27 protein-coding genes are annotated in these 26,786 nt (G+C 61.9%); 18 read left to right on the top strand and 9 right to left on the bottom strand.

Features of this window, described 5'->3' with window-relative positions; genetic code table 11:
• Positions 1 to 67 precede the first annotated feature (67 nt).
• Positions 68 to 928 (bottom strand): glycine betaine ABC transporter substrate-binding protein, encoded by an 861-nt coding sequence (locus tag ACF8R3_RS07805; RefSeq protein WP_058604193.1) that lies wholly within the window; start codon positions 926 to 928, stop codon positions 68 to 70.
• A 196-nt stretch (positions 929 to 1,124) separates the two neighbouring features.
• Here ACF8R3_RS07805 and ACF8R3_RS07810 point away from each other — a divergent pair, with 196 nt between their 5' ends.
• On the top strand, positions 1,125 to 2,690 hold the full coding sequence (locus ACF8R3_RS07810) for a beta (1-6) glucans synthase (protein ID WP_197844501.1): 1,566 nt from the start codon (positions 1,125 to 1,127) through the stop codon (positions 2,688 to 2,690).
• Between the two features lie 47 nt (positions 2,691 to 2,737).
• Here the strand turns inward: ACF8R3_RS07810 and ACF8R3_RS07815 are convergent, their stop codons facing one another.
• A complete protein-coding gene (locus tag ACF8R3_RS07815; RefSeq protein ID WP_392515411.1) occupies positions 2,738 to 3,091 on the bottom strand; it encodes a hypothetical protein in 354 nt (117 codons plus the stop codon).
• A 188-nt stretch (positions 3,092 to 3,279) separates the two neighbouring features.
• Here ACF8R3_RS07815 and ACF8R3_RS07820 point away from each other — a divergent pair, with 188 nt between their 5' ends.
• Both ACF8R3_RS07820 and ACF8R3_RS07825 read left to right on the top strand, forming a co-directional pair.
• The gene (locus tag ACF8R3_RS07820) at positions 3,280 to 4,578 is read left to right on the top strand and encodes a serine/threonine protein kinase (protein ID WP_058604190.1); all 1,299 of its coding nucleotides are present in this window, start codon (positions 3,280 to 3,282) and stop codon (positions 4,576 to 4,578) included.
• Complete coding sequence (locus tag ACF8R3_RS07825; RefSeq protein ID WP_058638036.1) at positions 4,571 to 5,398, top strand: VacJ family lipoprotein; 828 nt, start codon at positions 4,571 to 4,573, stop codon at positions 5,396 to 5,398. The genes ACF8R3_RS07820 and ACF8R3_RS07825 overlap by 8 nt, the downstream gene beginning before the upstream one ends.
• Before the next feature lie 42 nt (positions 5,399 to 5,440).
• Here ACF8R3_RS07825 and ACF8R3_RS07830 read toward each other — a convergent pair whose 3' ends face one another.
• Positions 5,441 to 6,376, bottom strand: a complete 936-nt coding sequence (locus tag ACF8R3_RS07830) for a lipid A biosynthesis lauroyl acyltransferase (RefSeq protein ID WP_196127895.1) — start codon at positions 6,374 to 6,376, stop codon at positions 5,441 to 5,443.
• A gap of 111 nt (positions 6,377 to 6,487) precedes the next feature.
• On the opposite strand from ACF8R3_RS07830, the gene minC reads away from it, so the two are divergent.
• The 7 genes from minC (at position 6,488) to ACF8R3_RS07865 (ending at position 13,185) form a co-directional block, all read left to right on the top strand.
• The gene (gene minC / locus ACF8R3_RS07835) at positions 6,488 to 7,246 is read left to right on the top strand and encodes a septum site-determining protein MinC (protein ID WP_058604187.1); all 759 of its coding nucleotides are present in this window, start codon (positions 6,488 to 6,490) and stop codon (positions 7,244 to 7,246) included.
• 100 nt (positions 7,247 to 7,346) lie between these two features.
• The gene (gene minD, locus ACF8R3_RS07840) at positions 7,347 to 8,159 is read left to right on the top strand and encodes a septum site-determining protein MinD (protein WP_012313198.1); all 813 of its coding nucleotides are present in this window, start codon (positions 7,347 to 7,349) and stop codon (positions 8,157 to 8,159) included.
• 3 nt (positions 8,160 to 8,162) lie between these two features.
• Entirely contained in the window at positions 8,163 to 8,417 is a 255-nt protein-coding gene (gene minE, locus ACF8R3_RS07845; RefSeq protein WP_009682849.1) for a cell division topological specificity factor MinE, read from the top strand.
• A gap of 147 nt (positions 8,418 to 8,564) precedes the next feature.
• Complete coding sequence (locus ACF8R3_RS07850; protein ID WP_058638035.1) at positions 8,565 to 9,200, top strand: RluA family pseudouridine synthase; 636 nt, start codon at positions 8,565 to 8,567, stop codon at positions 9,198 to 9,200.
• 187 nt (positions 9,201 to 9,387) lie between these two features.
• Positions 9,388 to 10,677: a M18 family aminopeptidase gene (locus ACF8R3_RS07855; protein WP_058604185.1), complete on the top strand. Its 1,290-nt coding sequence runs from the start codon at positions 9,388 to 9,390 to the stop codon at positions 10,675 to 10,677.
• A 142-nt stretch (positions 10,678 to 10,819) separates the two neighbouring features.
• Positions 10,820 to 10,987 carry a hypothetical protein gene (locus ACF8R3_RS07860; RefSeq protein WP_167339350.1) on the top strand — a complete coding sequence of 56 codons (168 nt, stop codon included), beginning with the start codon at positions 10,820 to 10,822 and terminating at the stop codon, positions 10,985 to 10,987.
• A 44-nt stretch (positions 10,988 to 11,031) separates the two neighbouring features.
• Entirely contained in the window at positions 11,032 to 13,185 is a 2,154-nt protein-coding gene (locus tag ACF8R3_RS07865) for a mechanosensitive ion channel family protein (RefSeq protein WP_100852068.1), read from the top strand.
• 54 nt (positions 13,186 to 13,239) lie between these two features.
• Here ACF8R3_RS07865 and ACF8R3_RS07870 read toward each other — a convergent pair whose 3' ends face one another.
• The gene (locus ACF8R3_RS07870) at positions 13,240 to 13,953 is read right to left on the bottom strand and encodes a UTRA domain-containing protein (RefSeq protein ID WP_058604183.1); all 714 of its coding nucleotides are present in this window, start codon (positions 13,951 to 13,953) and stop codon (positions 13,240 to 13,242) included.
• Positions 13,954 to 14,278: 325 nt separating this feature from the next.
• Here ACF8R3_RS07870 and ACF8R3_RS07875 point away from each other — a divergent pair, with 325 nt between their 5' ends.
• The 6 genes from ACF8R3_RS07875 to ACF8R3_RS07900 all read left to right on the top strand — a co-directional run bounded on the left by ACF8R3_RS07875 (position 14,279) and on the right by ACF8R3_RS07900 (position 19,571).
• A complete protein-coding gene (locus ACF8R3_RS07875) occupies positions 14,279 to 15,340 on the top strand; it encodes an ABC transporter substrate-binding protein (RefSeq protein ID WP_392515413.1) in 1,062 nt (353 codons plus the stop codon).
• Between the two features lie 147 nt (positions 15,341 to 15,487).
• Positions 15,488 to 16,294 (top strand): alkaline phosphatase family protein, encoded by an 807-nt coding sequence (locus ACF8R3_RS07880; RefSeq protein WP_058604181.1) that lies wholly within the window; start codon positions 15,488 to 15,490, stop codon positions 16,292 to 16,294.
• Positions 16,291 to 17,130, top strand: coding sequence for an ABC transporter permease subunit (locus ACF8R3_RS07885; RefSeq protein ID WP_058604180.1), 840 nt, complete (start codon positions 16,291 to 16,293; stop codon positions 17,128 to 17,130). Before ACF8R3_RS07880 ends, ACF8R3_RS07885 begins: the two co-directional genes overlap by 4 nt.
• Positions 17,120 to 17,914, top strand: a complete 795-nt coding sequence (locus ACF8R3_RS07890) for an ABC transporter permease (protein WP_392515415.1) — start codon at positions 17,120 to 17,122, stop codon at positions 17,912 to 17,914. The genes ACF8R3_RS07885 and ACF8R3_RS07890 overlap by 11 nt, the downstream gene beginning before the upstream one ends.
• Position 17,915: 1 nt before the next feature.
• On the top strand, positions 17,916 to 18,905 hold the full coding sequence (locus ACF8R3_RS07895) for an ABC transporter ATP-binding protein (protein ID WP_058638033.1): 990 nt from the start codon (positions 17,916 to 17,918) through the stop codon (positions 18,903 to 18,905).
• Positions 18,906 to 18,917: 12 nt separating this feature from the next.
• Positions 18,918 to 19,571, top strand: coding sequence for an HAD family phosphatase (locus tag ACF8R3_RS07900; protein WP_058604177.1), 654 nt, complete (start codon positions 18,918 to 18,920; stop codon positions 19,569 to 19,571).
• A 124-nt stretch (positions 19,572 to 19,695) separates the two neighbouring features.
• On the opposite strand, the gene ACF8R3_RS07905 is transcribed toward ACF8R3_RS07900, so the two are convergent.
• Positions 19,696 to 20,658, bottom strand: a complete 963-nt coding sequence (locus ACF8R3_RS07905; protein WP_078478957.1) for an NAD(P)H-quinone oxidoreductase — start codon at positions 20,656 to 20,658, stop codon at positions 19,696 to 19,698.
• A 141-nt stretch (positions 20,659 to 20,799) separates the two neighbouring features.
• Between ACF8R3_RS07905 and ACF8R3_RS07910 the strand changes: the two genes are divergently transcribed.
• A complete protein-coding gene (locus ACF8R3_RS07910) occupies positions 20,800 to 22,881 on the top strand; it encodes a carboxy terminal-processing peptidase (RefSeq protein WP_178102743.1) in 2,082 nt (693 codons plus the stop codon).
• Positions 22,882 to 23,038: 157 nt separating this feature from the next.
• Here ACF8R3_RS07910 and ACF8R3_RS07915 read toward each other — a convergent pair whose 3' ends face one another.
• The 4 genes from ACF8R3_RS07915 to ACF8R3_RS07930 form a co-directional block, all read right to left on the bottom strand.
• On the bottom strand, positions 23,039 to 23,407 hold the full coding sequence (locus ACF8R3_RS07915) for a hypothetical protein (RefSeq protein WP_027915781.1): 369 nt from the start codon (positions 23,405 to 23,407) through the stop codon (positions 23,039 to 23,041).
• The gene (locus ACF8R3_RS07920; protein ID WP_058638029.1) at positions 23,404 to 23,745 is read right to left on the bottom strand and encodes a helix-turn-helix domain-containing protein; all 342 of its coding nucleotides are present in this window, start codon (positions 23,743 to 23,745) and stop codon (positions 23,404 to 23,406) included. Before ACF8R3_RS07920 ends, ACF8R3_RS07915 begins: the two co-directional genes overlap by 4 nt.
• Positions 23,746 to 23,870: 125 nt before the next feature.
• A complete protein-coding gene (locus tag ACF8R3_RS07925; protein ID WP_058604173.1) occupies positions 23,871 to 24,311 on the bottom strand; it encodes a YkvA family protein in 441 nt (146 codons plus the stop codon).
• A 492-nt stretch (positions 24,312 to 24,803) separates the two neighbouring features.
• Positions 24,804 to 25,580 (bottom strand): FKBP-type peptidyl-prolyl cis-trans isomerase, encoded by a 777-nt coding sequence (locus ACF8R3_RS07930; protein ID WP_182139627.1) that lies wholly within the window; start codon positions 25,578 to 25,580, stop codon positions 24,804 to 24,806.
• 325 nt (positions 25,581 to 25,905) lie between these two features.
• Between ACF8R3_RS07930 and map the strand changes: the two genes are divergently transcribed.
• Entirely contained in the window at positions 25,906 to 26,706 is an 801-nt protein-coding gene (map, locus tag ACF8R3_RS07935; protein WP_058604171.1) for a type I methionyl aminopeptidase, read from the top strand.
• Positions 26,707 to 26,786: the final 80 nt, after the last annotated feature.

The following is a 26,786-nucleotide window of genomic DNA, read 5'->3' on the forward strand; positions in this document are numbered from 1 at the left end:
CCGAACAAAACCGCTCGAACGCTTAAGGCTCGAACGGCTTCATTGCAGGGATCACCGCACAGGCAATTTACTTGCCCGTCCACTCCTTCACTCGCTCTGGGTGCTTGGCCACCCAGTCCTTGGCGGCCGCCTCGGGCTTGGCGCCTTCCTGGATAGCCAGCATCACCTCGCCGATCTCATCCTTGGATTGCCAGCTGAACTTCTTCAGGAACTCGGCCACTTCCGGGGCCTTGGTGGCCAGCTCCTTGCTACCGATGCTGTTGACGGTCTCAGCAGCGCCATACACGCCTTTGGGGTCTTCGAGGAACTTGAGTTTCCATTTGGCGAACATCCAGTGCGGGACCCAGCCAGTCACGGCGATGGACTGCTGCTTGGCGTAGGCACGGCCCAGCTCGGCGGTCATCGCAGCACCGGAACTTGCCTGCAGCTTGTAGCCGGTCAGGTCGTAGTCCTTGATCGCCTGATCGGTCTTGATCATGACACCGGAACCCGCATCGATGCCGACGATTTTCTGCTTGAACGAGGAATCGGTCTTCAGGTCAGCGATGCTCACCGCCTTGACGTACTCAGGCACGATCAGGCCAATCTTGGCATCCTTGAAGTTAGCGCCGTAGTCGACCACGTTGTCCTTGTTCTTGGCCCAGTACTCACCATGGGTCACCGGCAGCCATGCCGACAGCATGGCATCGAGCTTACCGGTGGCCACGCCCTGCCACATGATGCCCGTGGCCACGGCTTGCAGCTTCACATCGTAGCCAAGCTTCTGCTTGATCACCTCGGCGGCCACGTTGGTGGTAGCCACACTGTCTGCCCACCCATCCACGTAACCAATGCTGACTTCTTTGGCCATGGCCTGTGCGCCGCTCAAGGCCAGTGCCAGGGCGGTACCCACGCCCAGGAAACGACGCATTTTTGTTGAAGTAGCCATCAAAGCATTCCCTCGTCAGGTCTTGGAGATTCCATCATCTGCCTGCAACCAAGCCAGACCTGATCCAAGTACGACGCCCAGGCGCTCATACGCGACAGCACTGTGCCATTAGCGGCAGCGGCATGGACCTGCCTGCGCGATCCTTGCATGCCAAAGGTTTGGCGCCGGGCTACTATTGGCCCTTTTGCCCCCGACGATGGACCGCCCGATGCCCAGTTCTCCCCGCCTGCTGACATGTCTATATACCCTTGCCTGCCTGATCGGTCTGCTCGGGCTCGGTGGGCTCTGGTACGGGCTGGGCAGACCGGTGAACCTGCCAGACGCCGCCAATGCCACGCACAAGCTGCAGTGCGCATCCTATACCCCGTTCGACAAAGACCAGTCGCCCTACGACCAACCCATGCAACTGCGCCCGGCGCGCATGGACGCCGACCTGGCCCTGCTCGCTGAGCGATTCCAGTGCATCCGCACCTATTCCATGAGCGGTCTTGAGGCTATCCCGGCGCTGGCGCGCAAGCATGGCCTGAAGGTGATGCTCGGGGCCTGGGTCAATGCCCACCCGGCCGATACCGACCGGGAAGTCGCGCTGCTGATCGCCGCCGCCAACGCCAACCCCGATGTGGTCAGCGCCGTCATCGTGGGTAACGAGACCTTGCTGCGCAAGGAAGTCACCGGCAAACGACTGGCCGAGTTGATTGCGCGGGTCAAGCGTCAGGTAAGCGTGCCGGTTACCTATGCCGATGTGTGGGAGTTCTGGCAGCAGCACCCTGAGATCGCGCCTGAAGTGGACTTTCTCACCATTCACTTGCTGCCGTATTGGGAAGACGAGCCACGGGGCATCGACGATGCGCTGGCCCATGTCGCCGACATACGCCGGCAGTTCGGCGAGCGCTTCGCGCCCAAGGACATCCTGATCGGTGAAACCGGCTGGCCCAGCGAAGGCCGGCAGCGTGAAACCGCCCTGCCCAGCCGGGTCAACGAGGCGCGCTTCATTCGCGGCTTCGTCGCCATGGCCGAGCACAATGGCTGGCGCTATAACCTGATCGAAGCTTTCGACCAGCCCTGGAAACGCGCCAACGAAGGTGCCGTGGGTGGGTATTGGGGCCTATACGATGCCGATCGGCAGGACAAGGGCATCCTCGAAGGGCCCGTCAGCAACTTGCCCGACTGGCCCACTTGGTGGCTGGGGTGCGCGGCGCTGGCAGCGCTGATGCTGTGCATGGCCGGGCGACCCCGCACACGCACAGGCGCGTGGGCCATGCCGCTGCTGGCCATGTCCGGTGCGGCGTGTCTGGGCCTGTGGGGCGAGTTGATGCGCAGCCACGCCCGTTTCGCCCCGGAGTGGGTGTGGGCAGGGCTGTTGGCGGGGTTGAACGTGCTGGTACTGGCCCGGGCACTGCTGCATCTGGCCCAGCCGCCAGGCGTGCGCGGGCGCTGGTCTGACTGGCTGCAAAAGCGGGCCGGCGGGTTGCTGCTGCTGGCCGGCTTTGCAGGCGCCGTGAGCACATTGGCAATGGTGTTCGACCCCCGCTACCGCAGTTTTCCCAGCGCAGCGTTGGCCTTGCCAGCCCTAGTGTTCGTGCTGTGGCCCGTGCTGACACGGCGACGGGAGGCTACCTTGCTGGCAGGTATCATCGGCCTTGGCATACTGCCGCAGCTATTCATCGAAGGGCTGAACAGCGGACAGGCCTGGCGCTGGGCAGCCGTGAGCGCGCTGATGACTGCTGCCCTGTGGCGCAGCTTGAGGCTCGGCCGCGCCTGATACCTCTTTCCGTCAGCGTCACGGAGCGCCCCCTGGCGGGCGCTCATTTACCTGACCAGACGCAGCCCCGCCAGCACCAATGCAAATACGGCGATGCTCGCGGTGTACAGCACCAATGCTGGCACTGCGAATAACAGGGCAATGCCGGCCAGCCATTTACCAGTCCGTCCCTTTAGCAGCCAGCCAAGCACTGCCAGGGCCAGCCCGGCCCAGGCCAGGACCTGGTGGTGAATACCCAACCCCAGCAATGCCCGAACCTCGCACTGCCAATAGGCTGCTGGCTGAGTGCACAACCCTACCCACTGCCCGTCCTCCATCAGCCCGTAGCGCACGCCATAGCTGGCAGCGAGCCAGAGCCCGACGAACATCAGCAGTAATGCGCCAGGTAACGTGCGACCCATTCATTTCTCCACGGTGATTGATCGAAAAAATCCATGATCGCCTACGCCACGGTCTAAGGCAAAATACCTCGCCTGCCTCGACGTTCAGATAACAGGCACACCAAAGGCCATCACGCCCGGCAACTTTGCCACGGCCATCGTGGTCTTAGCTTGCACACGCGCCACCTTGCGTTCTTTTGGGGGATTACATGCTTCGTTCTTTGCGCCTCGCTGCCGTTCTTGGCAGCCTGCTCATGGCTGTGGCCGCTTCTGCGCGGGATATCGACGCCGCGAGCTATGGCTACCCCCTGACCAACCCGTTCGAGGCGACCATCGCCACGACGCCGCCGGATCAGCGCCCGATGCTGCCCAGCGATGACGAGATCGACCAGTCCGACTACAGCCTCACCTTGCGCCCCGAGCGTGAATTCACGCTGCCGGACAACTTCTGGGCGGTCAAGAAACTCAAGTACCGCATGGCCCAACAGGACCACGCCGCCCCGTTGATCTTCATCATTGCCGGCACCGGTGCGTCCTACAGCAGCAGCATCAACGAATACCTTAAAAAGCTGTACTACAAAGCCGGCTTCCACGTGGTGCAGTTGTCCTCGCCCACCAGCTACGATTTCATCAGCGCAGCGTCGCGCTTCGCCACCCCCGGCATCAGCCAGGATGACGCCGAAGACATGTACCGGGTGATGCAATCGGTCCGCGCCCAGCACCCTCGCCTGCCCGTGACCGAGTTCTACCTGACCGGCTATAGCCTGGGCGCCCTCGATGCGGCCTTCGTCAGCCACCTGGATGAAACCCGGCGCAGCTTCAACTTCAAGCGTGTGCTGCTGCTCAACCCACCCGTGAACCTCTACACCTCGATCAACAACCTGGACAAGCTGGTGCAGACCCAGGTCAAGGGGATCGACCGGAGCACCACGTTCTATGAGCTGATGCTGGAAAAACTCACGCGCTACTTCCAGGAAAAGGGCTTTATCGACCTCAACGAAGCGCTCTTGTACGATTTCCAGCAGTCGCGCCAGCACTTGTCCAACGAACAGATGGCCATGCTCATCGGCACCTCGTTCCGTTTCTCGGCCGCCGATATCGCCTTCACTTCCGACCTGATCAACCGTCGCGGCCTGATCATCCCACCGAAGGTGAAGATCACCGAAGGCACGAGCCTGACGCCCTACTTCAAGCGTGCCTTGCAGTGCGATTTCGATTGCTACATGACCGAACAGGTCATCCCGATGTGGCGTGCCCGCACCGGTGGAGGCACCATCCTGGAGCTGACCAATCAGGTAAGCTTGTACGCGCTGGCCGACTACTTGCAAAACAGCCCCAAGATCGCCGTGATGCACAATGCCGACGACGTTATTCTCGGCCCAGGCGATATCGGGTTCCTGCGCAAGGTGTTCGGTGATCGCCTGACCCTTTATCCCCATGGTGGCCATTGCGGCAACATCAACTACCGCGTCAACAGTGACGCCATGCTGGAGTTCTTCCGTGGTTAACAAACTGCTCTTTGCCACGGCCCTGCTTGCCGCAGGCCATACCCTGGCCGCCGAGACCGCACCCAGAGCCAGCGTCGTCGAGGCTGATCCGCAGGTGATCGGCACCGCCCCACTGGCCCCGGAAGCCGACGGCTTCCTGGATCCGTTGCGCGAGTTGAAATTCAACCCGGGCCTGGACCAACGTGAATTCGAGCGCTCTACCCTCGAAGCGCTGAACGTCTACGACCCGCTCGAGTCGATGAATCGCCGCATCTATCATTTCAACTACCGCCTGGACCAATGGGTGCTGCTGCCGCTGGTCAATGGCTACCAGTACGTCACCCCGCGTTTTCTGCGCAGTGGGGTGACCAACTTCTTCAACAACCTGGGGGACGTGCCCAATCTGTTCAACAGCGTGCTGCAGCTCAAGGCCAAACGCTCGGCCGAGATCACGGCACGGCTGATGTTCAACACAATCATCGGGGTAGGCGGTTTGTGGGACCCGGCGACCAAGATGGGCCTGCCGCGCCAGAGCGAGGATTTCGGCCAGACCCTGGGCTTCTATGGCGTGCCGGCAGGCCCTTACCTGATGCTGCCGCTGTTGGGCCCTTCGAACCTGCGCGACACCGCTGGGCTGGTGGTGGATTATTCCGGCGAGCAGGCGATCAACTACCTGGACATGGCCAAGGTCAGCCGCGAAAATCCGGAATTCTTCGGCCTGCGGGTCATCGACAAGCGCTACACCACCAACTTCCGCTACGGGCAGATGAACTCACCGTTCGAGTATGAAAAGGTGCGCTACGTCTATACCCAGTCGCGCAAGCTGCAGATCGCCGAGTAATCTGGCAGCGCCACTGCCGTCACGGCAGCGGCGCGGTCGCTTTCAACGCCTTTTCTTTTCGTACAGCCTTGGGGCCCCGTCCGGTCGGGACTTGAACCGGCGGTGGGCCCACAGGTACTGCTCGGGGCATTCGCGCAGCACCTGCTCTACCCACTGGTTGATCCGCAGGCAGTCAGCCTCTTCGCTTTCACCGGGGAAATCGCTCAACGGGGGATGAATCACCAACCGATAGCCGCTGCCGTCTTCGAGTCGCTTCTGCGTGAACGGAATGACCTGGGCGCGGCCCAAGCGCGCGAACTTGGTGGTGGCCGTGACCGTGGCTGCCGGGATCCCGAACAAGGGCACGAACAGGCTTTGCTTGGCGCCGTAGTCCTGATCGGGCGCGTACCAGATCGCGCGGCCGGCGCGCAGCAGCTTAAGCATGCCCCTGACATCCTCGCGCTCCACGGCCAGTGAGTCCAGGTTATGCCGTTCGCGTCCGCTGCGCTGGATGAAATCGAACAGGGCATTGCCATGCTCGCGGTACATGCCGTCGATGGTGTGACGCTGGCCGAGCAAGGCCGCGCCGATTTCCAGGGTAGTGAAGTGCACCGCCATCAGGATCGCCCCCTGCCCCGCCTGCTGGGCGGCCTGCAAGTGCTCGAGCCCCTCGACATGCGCCAGGCGCGCCAACCGCGCCTTGGGCCACCACCAGCTCATGGCCATTTCGAAGAAGGCGATGCCGGTCGAGGCGAAGTTGGCCTTGAGCAAGCGCTGCCGTTCGTCCGCCGACCGTTCGGGGAAGCACAGTTCCAGGTTGCGCGCGGCGATACGCCTGCGCTCACCGGCAAAGCGGTACATGATCGCGCCTAACACCGCACCCAGCTTGAGCAGTACACGGTAGGGCAACTGCACCACCAGCCACAGCAGCCCCAGACCCAGCCACAGGCCCCAGAACTTGGGATGAAGGAAATAGGGACGAAAACGCGGGCGATCCATTGAAGCTTCCAGCAAGACATGGGCCGCGCATTCTACAACGGATCGGCTCATGTTGCGGGCAACCGGTCTTATCGTTATAAGTCAGGGCACTTTTTCCGCAACAAGCCGTCTATGCAGACCATGAGCCCAAACCACACCTCCGACACTCCCTCCGTGTTCCAGCTCAAGGGCAGCATGCTTGCCATTACCGTTCTGGAACTGGCGCGCAATGACCTTGAAGCCCTTGATCGCCAGTTGGCGGCCAAAGTGGCCCAGGCGCCGAACTTCTTCAGCAATACGCCGTTGGTGCTGGCGCTGGACAAGCTGCCGGCCGGCGAAGGTGCGATCGACCTGCCTGGCTTGATGCGCATTTGCCGCCACCATGGCCTGCGGACCCTGGCCATCCGCGCTAACCGCATCGAAGACATTGCCGCGGCCATCGCCATCGATCTGCCAGTACTGCCCCCGTCCGGCGCCCGCGAGCGGCCACTGGAACCCGAGCCCGAGGCCAAGAAGCCCGAGCCGGCCCCTGCCCCGCCACCGGTGCTCGAACCCGAGGTACGCGCCACGCGCATCATCACCGCTCCGGTACGTGGCGGCCAGCAGATCTACGCCCAAGGGGGGGACCTGGTGGTCACCGCTTCGGTCAGCCCGGGTGCGGAACTTCTTGCCGATGGCAACATCCATGTGTACGGCGCCATGCGCGGCCGTGCCCTGGCAGGTATCAAGGGCAATACCAAGGCGCGTATCTTCTGCCAGCAGATGACCGCTGAAATGGTCTCGATTGCCGGCCAGTACAAAGTGTGCGAAGACTTGCGCCGCGATCCGTTATGGGGCGCTGGCGTACAAGTCAGCCTGTCTGGCGACGTGTTGAACATCACCCGTCTTTAACGGATACTTGCCAGCATTTTTAGAGCAACTTTTTTATCGTTGCCGTTATTTCAGTTATTTGCAGGGACTTGCGTCCCGATCATTTTAGGGGTGAAACACCTTGGCCAAGATTCTCGTGGTTACTTCCGGCAAAGGGGGTGTGGGCAAGACCACCACCAGCGCCGCCATCGGTACCGGCCTCGCACTGCGTGGCCACAAGACGGTCATCGTCGACTTCGACGTGGGCCTGCGTAACCTCGACCTGATCATGGGCTGCGAACGCCGTGTGGTTTATGACTTCGTCAACGTGGTCAATGGCGAAGCCAACCTGCAACAAGCCCTGATCAAGGACAAGCGCCTGGAAAACCTGTACGTGCTGGCGGCCAGCCAGACCCGTGACAAGGACGCCCTTACCCAGGAAGGCGTCGAGAAGGTCCTGATGGACCTGAAGGAGCAGTTCGAATACGTGATCTGCGACTCGCCGGCCGGTATCGAGAAAGGTGCCCACCTGGCCATGTACTTCGCCGACGAGGCCATCGTGGTCACCAACCCCGAAGTGTCTTCGGTTCGTGACTCCGACCGCATGCTCGGCATTCTGTCGAGCAAGTCGCGCCGCTCGGAAAACGGCGAAGAGCCGATCAAGGAACACCTGCTGATCACCCGTTACCATCCCGAGCGCGTCGTCAAGGGCGAAATGCTGAGCGTGGCCGACGTGGAAGAGATTCTCTCGATCAAGCTCAAGGGCGTGATTCCCGAATCGCAGGCGGTGCTCAAGGCATCCAACCAGGGTATCCCGGTCATTCTCGATGACCAGAGTGATGCCGGCCAGGCGTACAGTGACGCAGTCGACCGCCTGCTGGGCAAAGAGAAGCCGATGCGCTTCATCGATGTACAGAAGAAGGGATTCTTCGAGCGCATTTTCGGGAGCAAATAAACCATGAACCTTTTTGACTTCTTTCGTGGCAGACAGAAACAGACCAGCGCGTCGGTGGCGAAAGAGCGTCTACAGATCATCGTGGCGCACGAGCGCGGACAACGCAGCGAACCGGACTATCTGCCCGAGTTGCAGAAGGAACTGCTGGAAGTGATTCGCAAGTATGTGAACATCGGCAATGACGATGTGCACATCGAGCTGGAAAACCAGGGCAGCTGCTCCATTCTTGAGCTGAACATTACCCTACCGGATCGCTGATCCGGCAGAGAGCCGGGGCTGCGCTGCAGCCATTCGCGGCACGAGGCCGCTCCGACAAGGGATCGCACTCCCCTGTCGGAGCGGCCTTGCCGCATATGGGGTGCAGCACCGCCCCGCTTTTTCTCCTGATTCAACAGAGACCACGCAATGCCGCTGTCGACCATTCAGATCCTTCACGAAGACGCCGCCATCCTGGTGATCAACAAGCCGACGCTGCTGCTGTCGGTCCCTGGCCGGGCTGAAGACAACAAGGATTGCCTGATCACCCGTCTCCAGGAAAACGGCTATCCCGACGCGCTGATCGTGCATCGTCTGGACTGGGAGACGTCGGGCATCATCCTGCTGGCCCGTGATGCCGACAGCCACCGCGAGCTGTCGCGCCAGTTCCATGACCGGGAAACCGAGAAGGCCTACACCGCCCTGTGTTGGGGGCAGCCGGCACTGGACAGCGGCAGCATCGACCTGCCACTGCGGTATGACCCACCCACCAAGCCACGCCACGTCGTGGACCATGAACAAGGCAAGCATGCGCTGACGTTCTGGCGGGTGGTGGAACGTTGCGGCGAGTACTGCCGTGTGGAGCTGACACCGATCACAGGGCGCTCGCATCAACTGCGTGTGCACATGTTATCGATCGGCCACCCACTGCTGGGTGATCGGCTGTATGCCAACCCTCAGGCCTTGGCCGCCCATGAGCGGCTGTGCCTGCATGCATCGATGCTCAGCTTTACCCACCCGTTGTCCGGTGAACGCCTCAAATTCGAGTGCCCGGCGCCGTTTTGATCGGGCATGGCTGTGTCTTCGCAGTCCATCAGAGCTGCCGGCGCTGCCCTGACCAACTGTGATGCGGGCTGAGGCGCTGTGGCCGGTGTGCGGCCTGTAGCCATCCAGCCAAGTGCGCAACCCACAGCCCGACACCGCTGGGCGACTCAATACGCTAAACTCGCGCCACTGCTGTCTGGAGTGAACTATGCGCGATGTACTCAATGCAGGCCTGATCGATTTTCTCAAGGCCTCCCCTACTCCCTTCCACGCCACCGCCAGCCTGGCCCTGCGCCTGGAGGCCGCTGGCTACCAGCGCCTGGACGAGCGCGAGAGCTGGTCCGTCGTGTCAGGCGGGCGCTATTACGTCACCCGTAACGATTCATCGATCATCGCGATCAAGATGGGCAGGCAGGCACCGCTGCTCAACGGCATCCGCATGGTCGGCGCCCACACCGACAGCCCCTGCCTGCGGGTCAAGCCGCAACCGGAACTGCAGCGCCAGGGCTTCTTGCAGCTGGGCGTGGAGGTGTATGGCGGGGCCCTGCTGGCGCCGTGGTTCGACCGCGACCTGTCGCTGGCGGGCCGGGTCACCTACCGCCGTGACGGCAAGGTGGAAAGCCAGCTTGTCGACTTCAAGCTGCCGATCGCGGTCATCCCCAACCTGGCCATCCACCTCAACCGTACCGCCAACGATGGCTGGCATATCAACCCGCAGACCGAACTGCCACCGATCCTGGCGCAAGTGGCCGGTGACGAGCGCATCGACTTTCGCGCCCTGCTGACCGAACAACTGGCGCGCGAGCACCAACTCAACGCCGACGTCGTGCTGGACTACGAGCTGAGCTTCTACGATACCCAGGACGCCGCGCAGATCGGGCTCAATGGCGACTTCATTGCCGGTGCCCGCCTGGACAACCTGCTGTCGTGCTACGCCGGGCTGCAAGCCCTGCTGGCCGCCGACAGCGATGAAACCTGCATCCTGGTGTGCAACGACCACGAGGAAGTCGGCAGCAGCTCGGCCTGCGGCGCAGACGGGCCGATGCTCGAGCAGACTTTGCAGCGCCTGTTGCCCGACGGCGACGCCTACGTGCGCACCATCCAGCGTTCATTGATGGTTTCGGCCGACAATGCCCATGGCGTGCACCCGAACTACGCCGACAAGCACGACGGCAACCATGGCCCGAAACTCAACGCAGGGCCGGTGATCAAGGTGAACAACAACCAGCGCTACGCCACCAACAGCGAAACCGCCGGCTTCTTCCGCCACTTGTGCATGGCCGAGGAAGTACCGGTGCAGAGCTTCGTGGTACGCAGCGACATGGGTTGCGGCTCGACCATCGGGCCCATTGCGGCCAGCCACCTTGGCGTGCGGACGGTCGACATCGGGCTGCCGACCTTTGCCATGCACTCCATTCGCGAGCTGTGCGGCAGCCATGACCTGGCGCACCTGGTGAAGGTCCTGACAGCGTTCTACCGCAGTCACGACCTGCCGTGAGCCACGCAGAGCGCCGCGGTGCTACACACCCGGCGCCAACAGACCGCACTGCTGCACATGGCCTACACGTTCGCCTCAGGCAGGCCGGGCCGGGGGTTAGCGACTATGCTAACGGCATGTCTCACTGCAAAGGACTGTTGCCATGTCACCCTTCCTGGCCCTGCTGATTCCCGTCTGCGCATCCCTGCTGCTGCTCACCCTCGGGTTCGGCCTGCGCGAGCGCGATGTTGGCGTGCTGATGATGTGGGCAGGCACCCTGGGCATCTTCGGCCTGACCTGCTGGAAGATCCTGGAGAAACTGCCGTCATAAACCTCTACACTCGGGCAATCGTTTGACCTGAGGTAGATCTGCCCGTGCCTGCCCTTCTGCGTTACCTGCTTGTCCTGCTGTTGCTGTCCACCGGCCCTGTACACGCAGCAGGCCTGCCCGGCCTTCTCGGTTCCAGTGCCCCCGCCCAGCCCGAGGCTTCCGAGCCGCTGGGCAAATCCCTGGACGAGGTGATCAAGAGCCTTGAGAACGACCAGCAGCGTGCCAAGCTCCTGGCCGACTTGAAAAAGCTGCGCGACGCCACGCAGAAGTCACAACCGAGCGTTGAGCAAGGCGTGCTCGGCTTGATCGGTGGCGCCCTGCACGATTTCGAAAAGCAGTTCACCGGCGAGGCCAACCCGTTCCAGCGCTGGGGCATGGAAATCGACCAGGCCCAGGAGGAACTGGCGGCCTTGATGGTGCCGGTTCACCAATGGCCCGCGATCCTGTTCGGCTTTGCAGCAGTGATTGCGGTGTGGAGCGTGCTGGCATTCGCCTTCAACTGGGTGGGCCATCGGGTTCGCCTGCGGTTCGGCCTGAGCGAAGAACTGCCCCAACATCCCCGCACCTGGGACCTGGTCCGCTTCGCCCTGCGCAAGCTGGGCCCGTGGTTGGTTGCGCTGGTGTTCACGGTGTACCTGAGCTTCGTACTGCCCCCGTCGCTGGGTAAATCGCTGGCCATGGTGCTGGCGTATGCCCTGGTGGTGGGCACCTGCTTCTCGGCCATCTGCGTGATCGCGTTTTCCCTGCTGGACGGCCCACACCGCCACCGGGCATTGCACATCCTGCGCCACCGGGCATTCCGGCCCTTGTGGCTGATCGGCAGCTTTGCCGCCTTCGGCGAGGCCATGAGCGACCCGCGCCTCACCGCTGCGCTGGGCATACACCTGGCCCATGGGGTGGCCACCTTGGCCAACGTCGTCGCCGCGGTGTGCACTGGCCTGTTCATCCTGCGTTTTCGCCGGCCCATCGCCCACCTGATCCGCAACCAACCCTTGTCGCGCCGCCTGACGCGACGAACCCTGAGCGACACCATCGAGATCCTGGGCAGTTTCTGGTTCATTCCGGCGCTGATTCTGGTGGCCATCTCCCTGTTCGCCACTTTCGTCTCGGCCGGTGACACCAGCACGGCGCTTCGCCAGTCACTGATGTGCACGGTGCTGGTCGTGGTGTGCATGGTGCTCAATGGCCTGGTGCGCCGCCACGCCGCCAACCCCAAGCGCGCCGGCAAACGCCATGCGGTGTATGCCGAGCGGCTGCGCAACTTTGGCTACTTGCTGGTGCACCTGTTCATCTGGCTGGTGTTCATCGAACTGGGTCTTCGGGTATGGGGGCTGTCGATGATCAGCTTCGCCGAAGGCGACGGGCATGACATCAGCCTGCGCCTGATGGGCCTGGCAGGCACGCTGATCGTCGCCTGGCTGGTGTGGATCCTGGCCGACACGGCGGTACACCATGCGCTGGTCCGCTCGCGCCGCGGCATGGCCAACGCCCGGGCGCAGACCATGATGCCGTTGATCCGTAACGTGATGTTCGTGTTCATCTTCATCATCGCGGTGATCGTGGCCCTGGCCAACATGGGCATGAACGTGACGCCGCTGCTGGCCGGTGCCGGTGTCATCGGCCTGGCGATCGGCTTTGGTGCCCAGTCACTGGTGGCCGACCTGATCACCGGGCTGTTCATCATCATCGAGGACTCCCTGGCCATCGACGACTACGTGGATGTCGGCGGCCACCTGGGCACTGTAGAAGGCCTGACCATCCGCACCGTGCGCCTGCGGGACATTGATGGCATCGTGCACACCATTCCATTCAGCGAAATCAAGAGCATCAAGAACTACTCCCGCGAATTCGGCTACGCGATCTTCCGCGTGGCGATCCCCTACAACATGAACATCGACCAGGCGATCACGCTGGTGCGCGAGGTCGGTCAGAAGCTGCGCAGCGATCCGCTGATGCGGCGCAATATCTGGTCGCCACTGGAACTGCAAGGGGTGGAGAGCTTCGAGTCGGGGTCAGCAGTGTTGCGCGCCCGCTTCAAGACGGCGCCGATCAAGCAGTGGGAAGTGTCGCGGGCTTTCAACCTGGCACTCAAGCGCCAGCTCGACGAAGCCGGCCTGGACCTGGCAACGCCCAGGCTGTCGGTGCAAGTGGTAACGGCCGGCGCAGGCGCCCTGACACAAGCCGAGGCGTCCAGTTGAAGTCGATTGGCCACGGATCGTGGCCACGCCGGCGCCCCCCGGGAGGCCGCCCGGCTAGCCTGCCTGTGCCCTGATACAAATGGCGTCATGGCGCCAGTATTCCAGGTCGCAGTCGATCAGCTGCCCATGCTGGTCGCTGTTGACCCGGGTGATCTGCAGCCCCGGGCTGCCCGCTGACACCCTCAACGCTCCGGCCGCCTGCACGGGCAATGCGGTGGGCAAGATCTCGAAGCACACCTGCCCGTAGTGCAGACCGTATTGGCGCTCATAGATTTCAGTCAATGACTGCGCCAGGTCGTGTTCGAGGATGGCCGGGAAGTAACGCGGGTTGAGGTAGTGCTCGGCGTACAGCACCGCCCTGCCGTCGATACGCCTGAGCCTGCAGATGCGCACCACACTGGACAACGCCGGCAGCTGCAGCCGCGCGCAGATGGCCGCCGAAGCCGGCTGCAGCCGAGCCGACAGCAGCTCGGTACTGGCGGCTCGCCCCTGCTCACGCACCATTGCATGGAAGTGGCTGCGCGCGATGAGGTCATAGCTCAAGCGCTCGGGAGCCACGAACCAGCCCCGCCGCTCTTCGCGATAGATCAAGCCCCTTGCCTCCAACTGCACCAACGCCTCGCGCAGGGTGATGCGCGTGGTGGCGAAGAGTTCGCTGAGCCGGCGCTCGGCGGGCAGCTTGCCGCCCGGCGCCAACAGGCCGTGCTCGATCTGCTCCTCAAGGGCGTTACAAATGGCTGTTACCGCGCGCGGTGGCATTGGCTGCATCAAAGGTTACCTATCTGGACTAGGCCAGCCCCACGACAGGGCACCGGGCACTGGGTGCAAGCCTAGGCAGGGCTGATGAACATCCCGTGACAAGCCTGCCCGGCTAGCGCTGCCAGAAACGGGCCAGGCCTTGTGAGGCCCGGCTCCCAGGTGGTCTACGCTGTACTGCCAGAAGCCGCGATCAGGCAGCAGGACCTGGGGCTACATCAAATTGTCACGCTACCGGCCTACCTTGGCTCAAGGTTTGCTGACCTAGACCAAGGCTGCAGACAACGGCTTCATACATAACAGCGTTCGGTCGATGCACCCACCCAAGGAGCTACGGATGAAAAAGTTGTTCATGGCGTCACTGCTCGGTTCGGCAATCGCGTTCTGCACGTCGGCCATGGCCGCCGATGACCTCAAGGCACTGGAGGATGCCGCCCGCAAGGAAGGCACGGTCAATAGCGTGGGCATGCCCGATGCCTGGGCCAACTGGAAGGACACCTGGCAGGACCTGGCCAGCAAATACGGGCTCAAGCACAGCGACACCGACATGAGTTCGGCCCAGGAAATCGCCAAGTTCGAGGCGGAAAAAGACAATGCCAGTGCCGACATCGGCGACGTGGGCGCAGCGTTCGGGCCCATTGCCATTGCCAAGGGCGTAAGCCAGCCGTACAAGCCAAGCACCTGGGACCAGGTGCCAGAGTGGGCCAAGGACAAGGATGGCCATTGGGCGCTGGCCTACACCGGCACCATCGCGTTCATCATCAACAAGGACCTGGTCAAAGAATCAGAGCGGCCCAAGACCTGGCACGACCTGGAACGCGGCAAGTACAAGGTGGCCATCGGTGATGTCGGCACCGCCGCCCAGGCCGCCAACGGCGTGCTGGGCGCCGCCATCGCCTACAAGGGCGATGAGAGCAACGTGGCCCCAGGCCTGCAACTGTTCACCAAACTGGCCCAGCAAAAACGCCTGTCCCTGGCCAACCCGACCATCCAGACCCTGGAAAAGGGCGAGGTGGAAGTGGGCGTGGTCTGGGACTTCAATGGCTTGAGCTACCGCGATCAGATCGACCCCAAGCGCTTTGAAGTGCTGATCCCATCGGACGGCTCAATCACCTCGGGCTACACCACCATCATCAACAAGTACGCCAAGCACCCCAATGCAGCGAAACTGACGCGTGAATACATCTTCAGCGATGCCGGGCAGATCAACCTGGCCAAGGGGCACGCACGCCCGATTCGCGCCGAGCACCTGAAGCTGCCGGAGGATGTGCAGGCCAAATTGCTGCCCAACGAGCAATACGCGCCTGCGCAACCGATCAAGAATGCCGAAGTGTGGGAAGCGACCTCCAAGAAGCTGCCGCAGTTGTGGCAAGAACAGGTAATCATCGAAATGGAATGAAGCAGGCAAACTGGCCTGCCAACTGCCATGCGGGTCGTCCTGCCTGCGTGGCAGCCCTAGCGAGCCGGCGTCGCGCCAGCAGTAACCCCCTGGCGCGGCGCCGCGCACTGCAGGCGCCCTCTCCCCGATGTTTTTGCGGAGTCATCAATGAGCCACAACGTCATCCTGGTGCTGTTGGACGGGCTGAACTATCAGGTTGCCCACCACGCCATGGGCCATTTGCACGCCTATGTCGAGGCTGACCGCGCCGCGCTTTACCGCATGGAGTGCGAACTGCCATCGCTGTCCCGCCCGCTGTACGAGTGCATTCTCACAGGTGTTCCCCCTATCGACAGCGGCATCGTGCATAACAACGTCAACCGGCTTTCCAACCAGCGCAGCGTGTTCCACTACGCCCGCGAGGCCAACCTGGGCACGGCAGCCGCGGCCTATCACTGGATGAGCGAGCTGTACAACCGCTCGCCTTTCGACCCCCAGCGTGACCGGCACACCCACGCCCCCAAGTTGCCCATCCAGCATGGGCTGTTCTACTGGGACGATCGCTACCCCGATTCACACCTGCTGGCCGACGGCGAATACCTGCGCCGGCGTCATGCGCCCAATTTTCTGCTGGTGCACCCGATGAGCATCGACGATGTGGGCCACCACCATGGGCTGGACAGCAGCCAATACCGCAACGCTGCCCGCAGCGCAGACATCCTGCTGGCCGACTATCTGCCCAAGTGGCTCGACGAGGGCTACCAGGTGCTGGTGACCGCCGACCATGGCATGAACAACGACCGCTCGCACAACGGCCTGCTGGCCGAAGAGCGCGAAGTGCCCTTGTTCGTGTTCGGCGCAGCCTTCAGCCTCGACCCTTCGGCCAAGCCGCTGCAGACCGACCTGTGCGGGACCATCTGCGAGTTGCTCGGCGCCGCTCACGACAAATCGGTCTGCCGGGAGTTGCTCAAATGAGCCAGTCGCCCCGTGGTCGGTACCTGGCATTGTTGTGCCTGGTGCCCTTCGCTGTCGTTTTCGTGGTCTTCCAGATTGCCCCGCTGGCCTGGGTGGCGCTGAGCAGCCTGCAGTCGGAGGCAGGTTGGGGCATGGACAATTTCAGCAAGGTGTTCGCCTCCAAGTTCTACCTGCAAGCCCTGCAACGCAGCCTGGAGATCAGCTTCTGGTCCAGCCTGTTCGGCATCATCATCGCGACCCTGGGCGCCTATTCGCTACGTCAGGTGGACTCACGGCTGCGCGACTTCGTCAGCGCCTTTGCCAACATGACCAGCAATTTTGCCGGCGTGCCGCTGGCGTTCGCGTTCATCATCCTGCTCGGTTTCAACGGCGCATTGACCCTGTTGCTCAAGCAGATGGGCCTGCTGGAAGACTTCAGCATCTACTCCAAGAGCGGGCTGATCCTGGTTTACACCTATTTCCAGATCCCACTGGGTGTCCTGCTGCTGTACCCGGCCTTCGACGCGCTGCGCGAAGACTGGCGCGAGTCGGCTGCGCTGCTAGGTGCTAACCACTGGCAGTTCTGGCGGCACATCGGGCTGCCGGTGCTAGCCCCGGCGCTGCTGGGCACCTTCGTCATCCTGCTGGCCAACGCCCTGGGCGCCTATGCCACGGTCTATGCCCTGACCACCGGCAACTTCAACGTACTGCCCATTCGCATCGCTGGCCTGGTGGCCGGCGACATCAGCCTCGATCCGAACCTTGCCAGTGCCCTGGCGATGGTGCTGGTAGGGCTGATGACAGTGGTCACCGTGGTGCATCAATGGTTGTTGAAAAGGAGCTACCATGCGCGCTGATTCCCGTAGCGGCGGCTGGTACCACCGCGCCGTGGTCTACCTGCTGTTTCTCATTCTGCTGATGCCACTGGCCGGCACCCTGCTCTACTCCCTGGCCACCAGTTGGTCGGCCACTCTACTACCCAGCGGCCTGACCCTGAAGTGGTACGTGGCGTTGTGGAGCGAGCCGCGCTTTCTGGCAGCGTTCGGCCAGTCGTTGCTGGTGTGCGTTGGGGCATTGCTGCTATCGGTGGTGCTGATCCTGCCGCTGCTGTTCGTGGTGCATTATCACTTCCCCCGGCTCGACGCGTTGATGAATGTCCTGATCCTGCTGCCGTTTGCCGTGCCACCTGTGGTGTCGTCGGTGGGGTTGCTGCAACTGTATGGCAGTGGGCCGATGGCCATGGTGGGGACACCGTGGATCCTGATCGGCTGCTACTTCACCATTGCCCTGCCCTTCATGTACCGGGCCATCACCAACAACCTGCAGGCCATCAACCTGCGCGACCTGATGGACGCGGCGCAATTGCTGGGCGCCAGCACCTGGCAGGCGGCTTTGCTGGTGGTACTTCCCAACCTGCGCAAAGGCCTGATGGTGGCCCTTTTTCTGTCGTTCTCGTTCCTGTTCGGGGAGTTCGTGTTCGCCAACCTGCTGGTGGGCACGCGCTACGAAACCCTGCAGGTCTACCTCAACAACATGCGCAACAGCAGCGGCCACTTCAACAGTGCGCTGGTGATTTCCTATTTCGCCTTCGTGCTGATTTTGACGTGGGTCGCCAACCGCCTGAACAAGGACAAGACCTGAGATGAGCTACGTCAGCGTACGCAACCTGCAGAAAAGCTACGCCGGTAGCCCGGTATTCAGCCAGATCGATTGCCAGATCGAACGGGGCGAGTTCATCACCCTGCTCGGCCCTTCAGGGTGCGGCAAGTCCACGCTGCTGCGCTGCATCGCCGGGCTCACGCCGGTCGACAGCGGGCAGATCCTGCTCGACGGCATTGATATCGTGCCGCAGAGCCCGCAAAAGCGCGGCATCGGTATGGTGTTCCAGAGTTATGCGCTGTTTCCCAACATGACGGTGGAGCAGAACGTTGCCTTCGGGCTGCGCATGCAGAAGGTCAGGGGTGATGAGAGCCAGACAAGGGTGCGAGAGGCATTGCAGCTGGTGGAATTGAATGACTTCGCCGCACGTTACCCTCATCAGTTGTCTGGCGGGCAATGCCAGCGCGTCGCCCTGGCCCGCTCCCTGGTCACCCGGCCCCGACTGCTGTTGCTCGATGAGCCGCTTTCGGCACTCGATGCGCGCATTCGCAAACACCTGCGTGAGCAGATTCGCGCCATCCAGAGGGAACTGGGCTTGACCACGATCTTCGTTACCCATGACCAGGAAGAAGCCTTGACGCTGTCGGACCGCATCTTCCTGATGAATCAGGGCCGTATCGTGCAAAGCGGCGATGCTGAGACCCTCTACACGGCCCCGGTGGACCTGTTTGCCGCCGGCTTCATCGGAAATTACAACCTGCTCGATGCCGACAGTGCCAGCCGCCTGTTGCAGCGCCCTGTCTCCGGGCGCCTGGCCATACGCCCCGAATCCATCACGCTGGGCCTGCACGGCGAACTCGACGCCCAGGTGCGCAGTCACAGCCTGCTGGGCAACGTGATACGTTATCGGGTGCAGGTGCGTGAGGTAGAGCTGGTGGTGGATGTGCTCAACCGCTCGCCGGCCGACCTGCATGCCGATGGGCAGCGGGTCAGCGTATCGATAGACCCCAGTGCGCTACGGGAAGTGGCTTAAGGAGATGCATGTATGGCGCTAGCCATTTTCGATCTGGACGAAACCCTGATCCACGGCGACTGCGCGTCACTGTGGAGCGAACACATGGCACGGCTGGGATGGGTGGATGGCGAGACGTTCTTGCGCCGTGACCACGCGCTGATGGAGGCCTACGGCAAAGGCGAACTGGCGATGGAAGACTACATGGCATTCAGCCTGGAGCCGATTGCCGGGCGGACCCTGGAAGAAGTCGCACACCTGGTCGAGCCGTGGGTGGAAGAGGTTATCGAACCGATCATTTTCGGCGATGCCTGCCGCTGCATTGCCGAGCATCGCAAGCGCGGGGACCGGGTGCTGATCATCTCGGCGTCAGGCGTACACCTGGTTGGGCCGATTGCTGCGCGCCTGGGCGTGGACGAATACCTGGCCATCGATCTGGACGCCCACAACGGCGTCTATACCGGCCGGACCCACGGCGTACTCACTTACCGGGAAGGCAAGATCACCCGCTTGCTGGCCTGGCTGGACCAGGAGCAGGAAAACCTGGAGGGCGCGAGCTTCTATTCGGACTCGCGCAATGACCTGCCCCTGTTGCTGAAGGTGGATCACCCTTGTGCCGTGAACCCGGACCCGGTGTTGCGCGAGCATGCGCAAGCTCACGGTTGGCCTATCTTGAGCTGGCACTGAACCCGCGCTCGCTGTTCAGTGCCAAACACTTGCCCTGCCTCCCCTCAAGCCTGCGCTCGGGCAGGCTTAAGGGCCCATCAGGGCGCCATGACGCCAGTGAGCGAGCAGTCAAACGGGTCCGGCACTAGGCCAGGCTTGGGTCGATGATCATGACCAGCTTGCCGGACACCTGGTTGGTCTCGAGTTCGGCGTAGGCTGCCTGGGCGAACTCCACCGGATAGGTATCGACCAACTGCGGTGACAACCGGCCTTCGGCGAACAGCGGCCAGACTTGCTGGCGCAAGTCACTCAACAGTTCGGCCTTGAACGCATCGTCACGGTTGCGCAAGGTCGAACCTGTAATCTGCGCCCGCTTGGCCATGACCTGGGCAAGATCCAGTTCGAACTTGCGTCCACCCATCACGCCAATGATCACCCAGCGCCCGTCGCGGGCCAGCAGCTTGAGGTTGAGCTCGCCATAGCTGGCGCCGACCGGGTCGAGAATCACATTGAATGGGCCGATGGCTTCCAGGTCATCAAGGTTCTGGTTGCGCACAACGCCCCCTGCCGCGCCCAAGGCCTGGCAATACGCCAGTCGCTCGGCTGAACCGACGCTGACCCACACGCTGTTGCCGAACGCTTTGCACAGCTGAATGGCAGCCGACCCCACGCCGCTGGCACCGGCGTGCACCAGCACCTTCTCGCCGGCCTTGACGCCGCCCAGCTGGAAGATGTTCAGCCACGCCGTGGCGTAGACTTCCGGCAGGGCCGCCGCTTCATGCAGGCTGAGCCCTTCGGGCACGGGCAGCACGTGCCGCGCATCAACGATCACTTCCTCGGCCATGGCACCGCTGGCCAGCAGTGCGCACACCCTGTCGCCCACCTGCCAGGCTGTCCCGGCCCCCACTTCTGCGATCACGCCGGCACATTCCAGGCCCATGTAGGGGCTGGCGCCGGGCGGCGGCGGATAGAGCCCTTTCATCTGCAGCAAATCGGCACGGTTCAACCCCGCAGCCGCGACCCGGATGCGTACTTGTCCTGCATCACACGCAGGACGTTCGGCTTCGACCCAGGTGACATGTCCGTCAACGCCTTGCAATGCCTTCACAGTGCCTCCATAGTTGAATCATATGACCGAGCCTGGGCACCCGTGCCCAGGCTTTTTGCAGTATGCGCCCGGTTTTATGGAACCGGCGAACGGAAAAGACGGCCTACTATGCGTGATCAATTGCCCCCACGTCGAATCAGCATGAAGCATTTCCTACCTAGCACCGCCCTGGCACTGATGATCGGCCTTGGCAGCCTTACGCTCGGCGGCAATGCGGCGGCCGCCAACAAATGGGATAGCCTGCAACCGGACCGCGACGAAATCGTCGCCAGCCTCAACGTGGTGGAGCTGCTCAAGCGCCATCACTACAGCAAGCCGCCGTTGGATGACGCCCGTTCGGTCATTATCTACGACAGCTACATCAAGCTGTTGGACCCGGCACGCAGCTATTTCACCGCCGCCGACATCGCCGAGTTCGACAAGTGGAAGACGCAATTCGACGACTTCCTCAAAAGCGGCAACCTCGACCCTGGCTTCACCATCTACAAGCGCTACCTGGACCGGGTCAAGCAGCGCCTGGACTTCGCCTTGGCCGAGCTCAACAAGGGCGTGGACAAGATCGACTTCACGGTCAATGAGACCTTGCTGATCGACCGCAAGGACGCGCCTTGGCTCAAGGACCAGGCTGCCCTGGACGAGTTGTGGCGTAAACGCGTCAAGGACGAGGTGCTGCGCCAGAAGATCGCTGGCAAAGAGCCCAAGCAGATTCAGGAAACCCTGATCAAGCGCTACAAGAATCAGCTGGCACGTCTGGATCAGACCCGGGCGGAAGACATCTTCCAGGCGTACATCAATACCTTTGCCCAGTCGTACGATCCGCACACCAACTACCTGTCGCCTGACAACGCCGAAAACTTCGACATCAACATGAGCCTGTCGCTTGAAGGGATCGGCGCGGTACTGCAAAGCGACAACGATCAGGTCAAAATCGTGCGCCTGGTGCCCGCCGGTCCTGCGGCCAAGACCAAGCAGGTCGCGCCGGCTGACAAGATCATCGGCGTAGCCCAGGGCAACAAGGAAATGGTCGACGTCGTTGGCTGGCGCCTGGACGAAGTGGTCAAGCTGATTCGTGGCCCCAAGGGCTCGGTGGTACGCCTGGAAATCATCCCGGCGAGCAACGCCCCCAGCGACCAGACCAGCAAGATCGTGTCGATCACGCGTGAAGCGGTCAAGCTTGAAGAGCAGGCGGCCAAGAAGTCCGTGCTCAAGCTCAAGCAGGACGGGCGTGACTACAAACTCGGCATCATCGAGATCCCGGCGTTCTACCTGGACTTCAAGGCCTACCGCGCAGGTGACCCGGAGTACAAGAGCACCACGCGTGACGTGAAGAAGCTGCTGACCGAGCTGCAAAAAGAGAAAGTCGACGGCGTGGTCATCGATTTACGCAACAACGGTGGGGGCTCGCTGCAGGAAGCGACCGAGCTCACTAGCCTGTTCATCGAAAAAGGCCCCACCGTACTGGTACGCAACAGCGATGGCCGTGTCGATGTGCTTGAAGATGAAAACCCAGGTGCCTTCTACAAGGGGCCGCTGGCGTTGCTGGTCAACCGCTTGTCCGCCTCGGCATCGGAGATTTTCGCCGGCGCCATGCAGGATTATCACCGCGCGTTGATCATTGGCGGCCAGACCTTCGGCAAGGGCACCGTGCAGACCATCCAGCCACTCAACCATGGCGAGCTCAAGCTGACCCTGGCCAAGTTCTACCGCGTTTCCGGGCAGAGCACCCAGCACCAGGGTGTATTGCCGGACATCGACTACCCGTCGATCATCGACACCAAGGAAATCGGCGAAAGCGCCCTGCCCGAAGCGATGCCGTGGGACACCATCCGCCCGGTCGTCAAGCCTGCGGTAGACCCCTTCAAGCCTTACCTGGCCCAGCTTAAGGCTCAACACCAGGCGCGCAGCGACAAGGATGCCGAGTTCATCTACATCCGCGACCGTCTGGCATTGACCCAGAAACTGATGACCGAGAAGACTGTCAGCCTCAACGAGCAGGCACGCCGGGCGCGCCACGATGAAGTCGAGGCCAAGCAGCTGGCACTGGAAAACATCCGCCGCAAGGCCAAGGGTGAAGAACCGCTCAAGGAGCTGAAAAAAGAAGACGAGGATGCACTGCCGGCCGAGGATGAAAACACCAAGCCGGAAGACGACGCCTACCTGTCGGAAACCGGGCGCATCCTGATCGATTACCTCAGCGCCAGTACCAAGGTGGCTAAAAAGTAGCGCCAGACCCTGGGGAGGGACGAATCATTCGCCACCCTCCCTGATGTGTAATCAAAAGCCGGGCTCATTGATGCCCGGCTTTTCTTTTGGGTCATTGATAGGTGCGACTGGCCAATGACTGGATGGCACAGCGCCGATGAACGCGCGCTGTGCCTGGTCAGGCGGGGTCGGGGTACGTGTATTCGAATACGCGCGCGACCTCAGAGGCATGCCAGGACGCGGCCTCCATGCCATCGACAGGCCCTGTGAAGCGCCCCAGCCGCTCCACACACTCAAAGAAGCCGGTGCGCGGCAAACGGCTGGCACCCTGGCTGATCACCAGTGAACTGCGCAGGGGTTGTTCGGCACGCGCATCCAGCACCGCCAGGTACTCAAGCGCCGCGGTCAGGGTCTGCATGGCAGGGCTTGGCAGTTGCAGGCGTTCGATGAGCGCTCGGTAGGTCAGCAAATGACGTTGGCGTCGGGCCAGATCCAGCTCGCCCAGCAGGTTGTCCCAATGCTGGCGGCTGATCCTGACCTGACTCATGAAGCCTCGCTCCAGCCAGGCACACCCAGGTGCCAGGCCAGCGCACGGCGAATGGCGGCGTCGGGCTGCCGCTCACCCGATTCGATCATCGCCAGGTAGGCCGGGCTGACGCCCACATTGCGGGCCAGGTGCTCGGCGGCGATACCCTTGTCCCGGCGTATGGCCCCAACGTCGGCAAAGGCAGGCAGGGCGGCGTGCGAGTCGTTTTCTTGCACAGGTGCAGATGCCGGAGTATTCGCTGGGGCCTGCCCTGCCGCTTTGAGCAGCGCTTGGTAGTCTTCCCACGCTACGACGGCATACTCGGGTTGACCGTCCCGGCTGATGACCTGAATATCCATTGCAAAACCCCTTCGAGAGGATTACTGGAGGTAATCCATTGGCGTGTTTCATGTGCCAATTATATGACCAAGTTCAGGATCTTTGCAGTCGAGCCCTTCCAGGGGACCCCTGTGTCACTCACGCCTCAAGGGATTTCACGCTCCAGACGCAGGTCTTCGGGGGTAGCTGGAAGACGCTCTACCACCTGCAGCCGCTCTGGGGACTGGCTGTCTCGCCAGGCCTTGAAGCGCTCCAGTTCATCGGAAACGGTCTTGAGCACCCACCCCAGCACGGCGATGTCATCCAGAAAGCCTACGCCCAGCAACCAGTCAGGGATGGCATCGATGGGGCTTACGAAATACAGCAGGCCGGCAACGATCGTAATCAATGCCTTGCGGTTGATCGCCCGGTATTCGCCACGCCACCAGGCCAGACACAGGGCCTGCATCAACTTCACGTCTTCGCGCAGCTTGCCCAAGCGCGGCCCTTTGCGGGCCACGGCAAACAGCAGCGCTGGCAAGCGCCCACGACTGAGCAGGCGCTCGGCCAGGGGCAGGAAGCGCGCGAAATTCCAAGGTGCATTCATGGTGCCTCCAGACGGAAAAGGTTATCCACATTTATTGTGGATAACCTTGTGAACAGGGGGACGTTTTTGAGCCCGTTGGCCCATAAACAAGGCGCCGGACAAGATCGGGCATTTTTTACACAGCGGTTACAGCTCACTGCGCAGGTCCGCCCCAGGACCGTAATTTCAGACGCAGCTTACAATGGGTGCCTGTCCTTGTTCGGACAGTGTGTGCCGGGGCAGGTTCGAATGGGGTATGCCTGAACACGTAGGTACTGCAAGGCAGCCTCGCCACTGGTTCAGTACGGCTCTGAGTGTTATCAGGCACCCGTGCAGGAGGATTACGCTGTACCCGTGTAGGAACGGCCCTGCCGGGACGCCGAATCGGTGGCGTAGGATCTCTAGGATCTGGCTTCGCCACACAAACCATTGGGGCCGCAAAGCGGCCCCAATGGGATTGAGTGAGCCGAACTCTCCGTGAGGACGGCGCGCTCGTTTCAACCGAAATACCGCTTACTTAGCAGGTGCTTCAGCCGGTGCTTCAGCCGGTGCTTCAGCCGGTGCCTCGGCCTCAGGCTCACCGCCTTGCAGCTGCGCGGGGTCCTTGATCGCGATCAGTTCCAGGTCGAACACCAGAACCGAATTGGCCGGAATCAATGGGCTCGGGCTCTGGGCGCCGTACGCCAGGTCAGCAGGGATGAACAACTTGTACTTCTCGCCAACGTGCATCAATTGCAAGGCTTCGACCCAACCTGGGATCACGCCACTGACCGGCAGGTCGATCGGGCTGCCACGCTCGACGGAGCTGTCGAAGACCTTGCCGTCGATCAACTTGCCTTCATAGTGAACTGTCACTACATCGGTTGGCTTGGGCTGCGGGCCATCGGCCTTCTTGATCACCTCGTATTGCAGGCCCGAGGCGGTGGTCACCACGCCTTGCTTCTTGCCGTTTTCCTCAAGGAATTTCTTGCCCGCAGTGGCCGCCTCTTCGCTGGCCTTGGCCAGGCGCTCTTCGGCACGCTTTTGCAAGGCAGTGAAGGCTTCTACCAGCTCTTCGTCCTTCAGGCGCTGCTCTTTCTTACCAACGGCATCCTCGATACCCAGCGCTACCGCCTTGGAATCAAGGTCATCCATGCCTTCTTGTGCCAGGCTCTTGCCCATGTTCAGGCCAATGCCGTAGGAAGCTTTCTGCGCAGGCGTTTTCAGTTCGGGGCTGCTGGCCTGCTGATCACAACCAGCCAGTACCAGGCCTACCAGGGCAACCGCAGCCGCCAAACGATGCTGTTTCATGCTAATTCCTTGTTCATGCGCCATAAGGGCAATCAGGGTAGAGGCCGCGAGCTTAGCAGGCGGCCCTCACCAATGGCTACCGGCATAGGAGCGGGTTTGAGTAAGTAAGTTCAGCAAGTGAATCGTTATTCATCAACCAGGCAACGGCCATGTGCCATGACCTGGAAGATCCCCCTTTCGTGCGCCTCATGTCGTACCGAAAACAGCAGGTGGCGACAGGAAAATCATCCACGCCCAAGTGTCGCACTCGTGCTCGAGGCTGGCATGTGGGTATGCCGTGGGTCTATGCTCTGAGGCATTCTAGCTGGAGTGATTGTTCGCGTTTATGTCCAAGGTCATCATCAAATCCCCCGCCGAGCTCGACCTGATGCGCCGCGCGGGTCAACTGCTTGCACAGGTGTTCGCCGAACTCGACAGGTTCATACGTCCAGGCGTCACCACCCTGCAGATCAATGACCACGCCGAAGACTTCATCGTCCAGACCTTGAGGGCCAGGCCGGCAAGCAAAGGTCAGTACGGCTTCCCCTTTGCGCTCAACACCTCGGTCGATCATGTCGTGTGCCATGGCATGCCAGACGCCCATGAAGTCCTTGAAGAAGGTTCGATCGTCAACGTCGACATCACGCTGGAGCAAGGCGGTTACATCGCTGACTCTTCGAAGATGTATGCCATTGGGCAGATCGATGATGAAGCCCGGCGCCTGGTCGACACCACCTACGCGGCGCTGTGGAAAGGCATCGAGCAAGTGCGACCCGGCGCGACCCTGGGTGACATTGGCCACGCCGTACAGGCTCATGCCGAGGCCGCAGGTTACAGCGTGGTCCGTGAGTATTGTGGCCATGGCATTGGCCAGCAGATGCATGAAGCGCCGGAGGTGCTGCATGTGGGTCAGCGCGGCATGGGCATGAGGCTCAAGCCAGGCATGGTGTTCACCATCGAGCCCATGATCAACCAGGGCGGGCGTGGCACCCGCACGCTCAAGGATGGCTGGAGCGTGGTGACCCGTGACGGCAGCCTGTCAGCACAATGGGAGCACACGGTGGCCGTGACGGACGAAGGTTTCGAGGTACTGACCCTGCGGGCCGAAGAGCGCCAAGGCTTGAATGGCCAGGCTGCGCGAGCCTGAACAGCGTCTACAGAGACTGAACTGCAGGCGTAAAAAAAGCGACCCTAAGGTCGCTTTTTTTGTTGCTTCAGGGTGTTCAG

The organism is Pseudomonas sp. FYR_7 (assembly GCF_043106155.1).
In the GTDB taxonomy this organism is placed as follows: Bacteria; Pseudomonadota; Gammaproteobacteria; order Pseudomonadales; family Pseudomonadaceae; genus Aquipseudomonas; species Aquipseudomonas parafulva_B.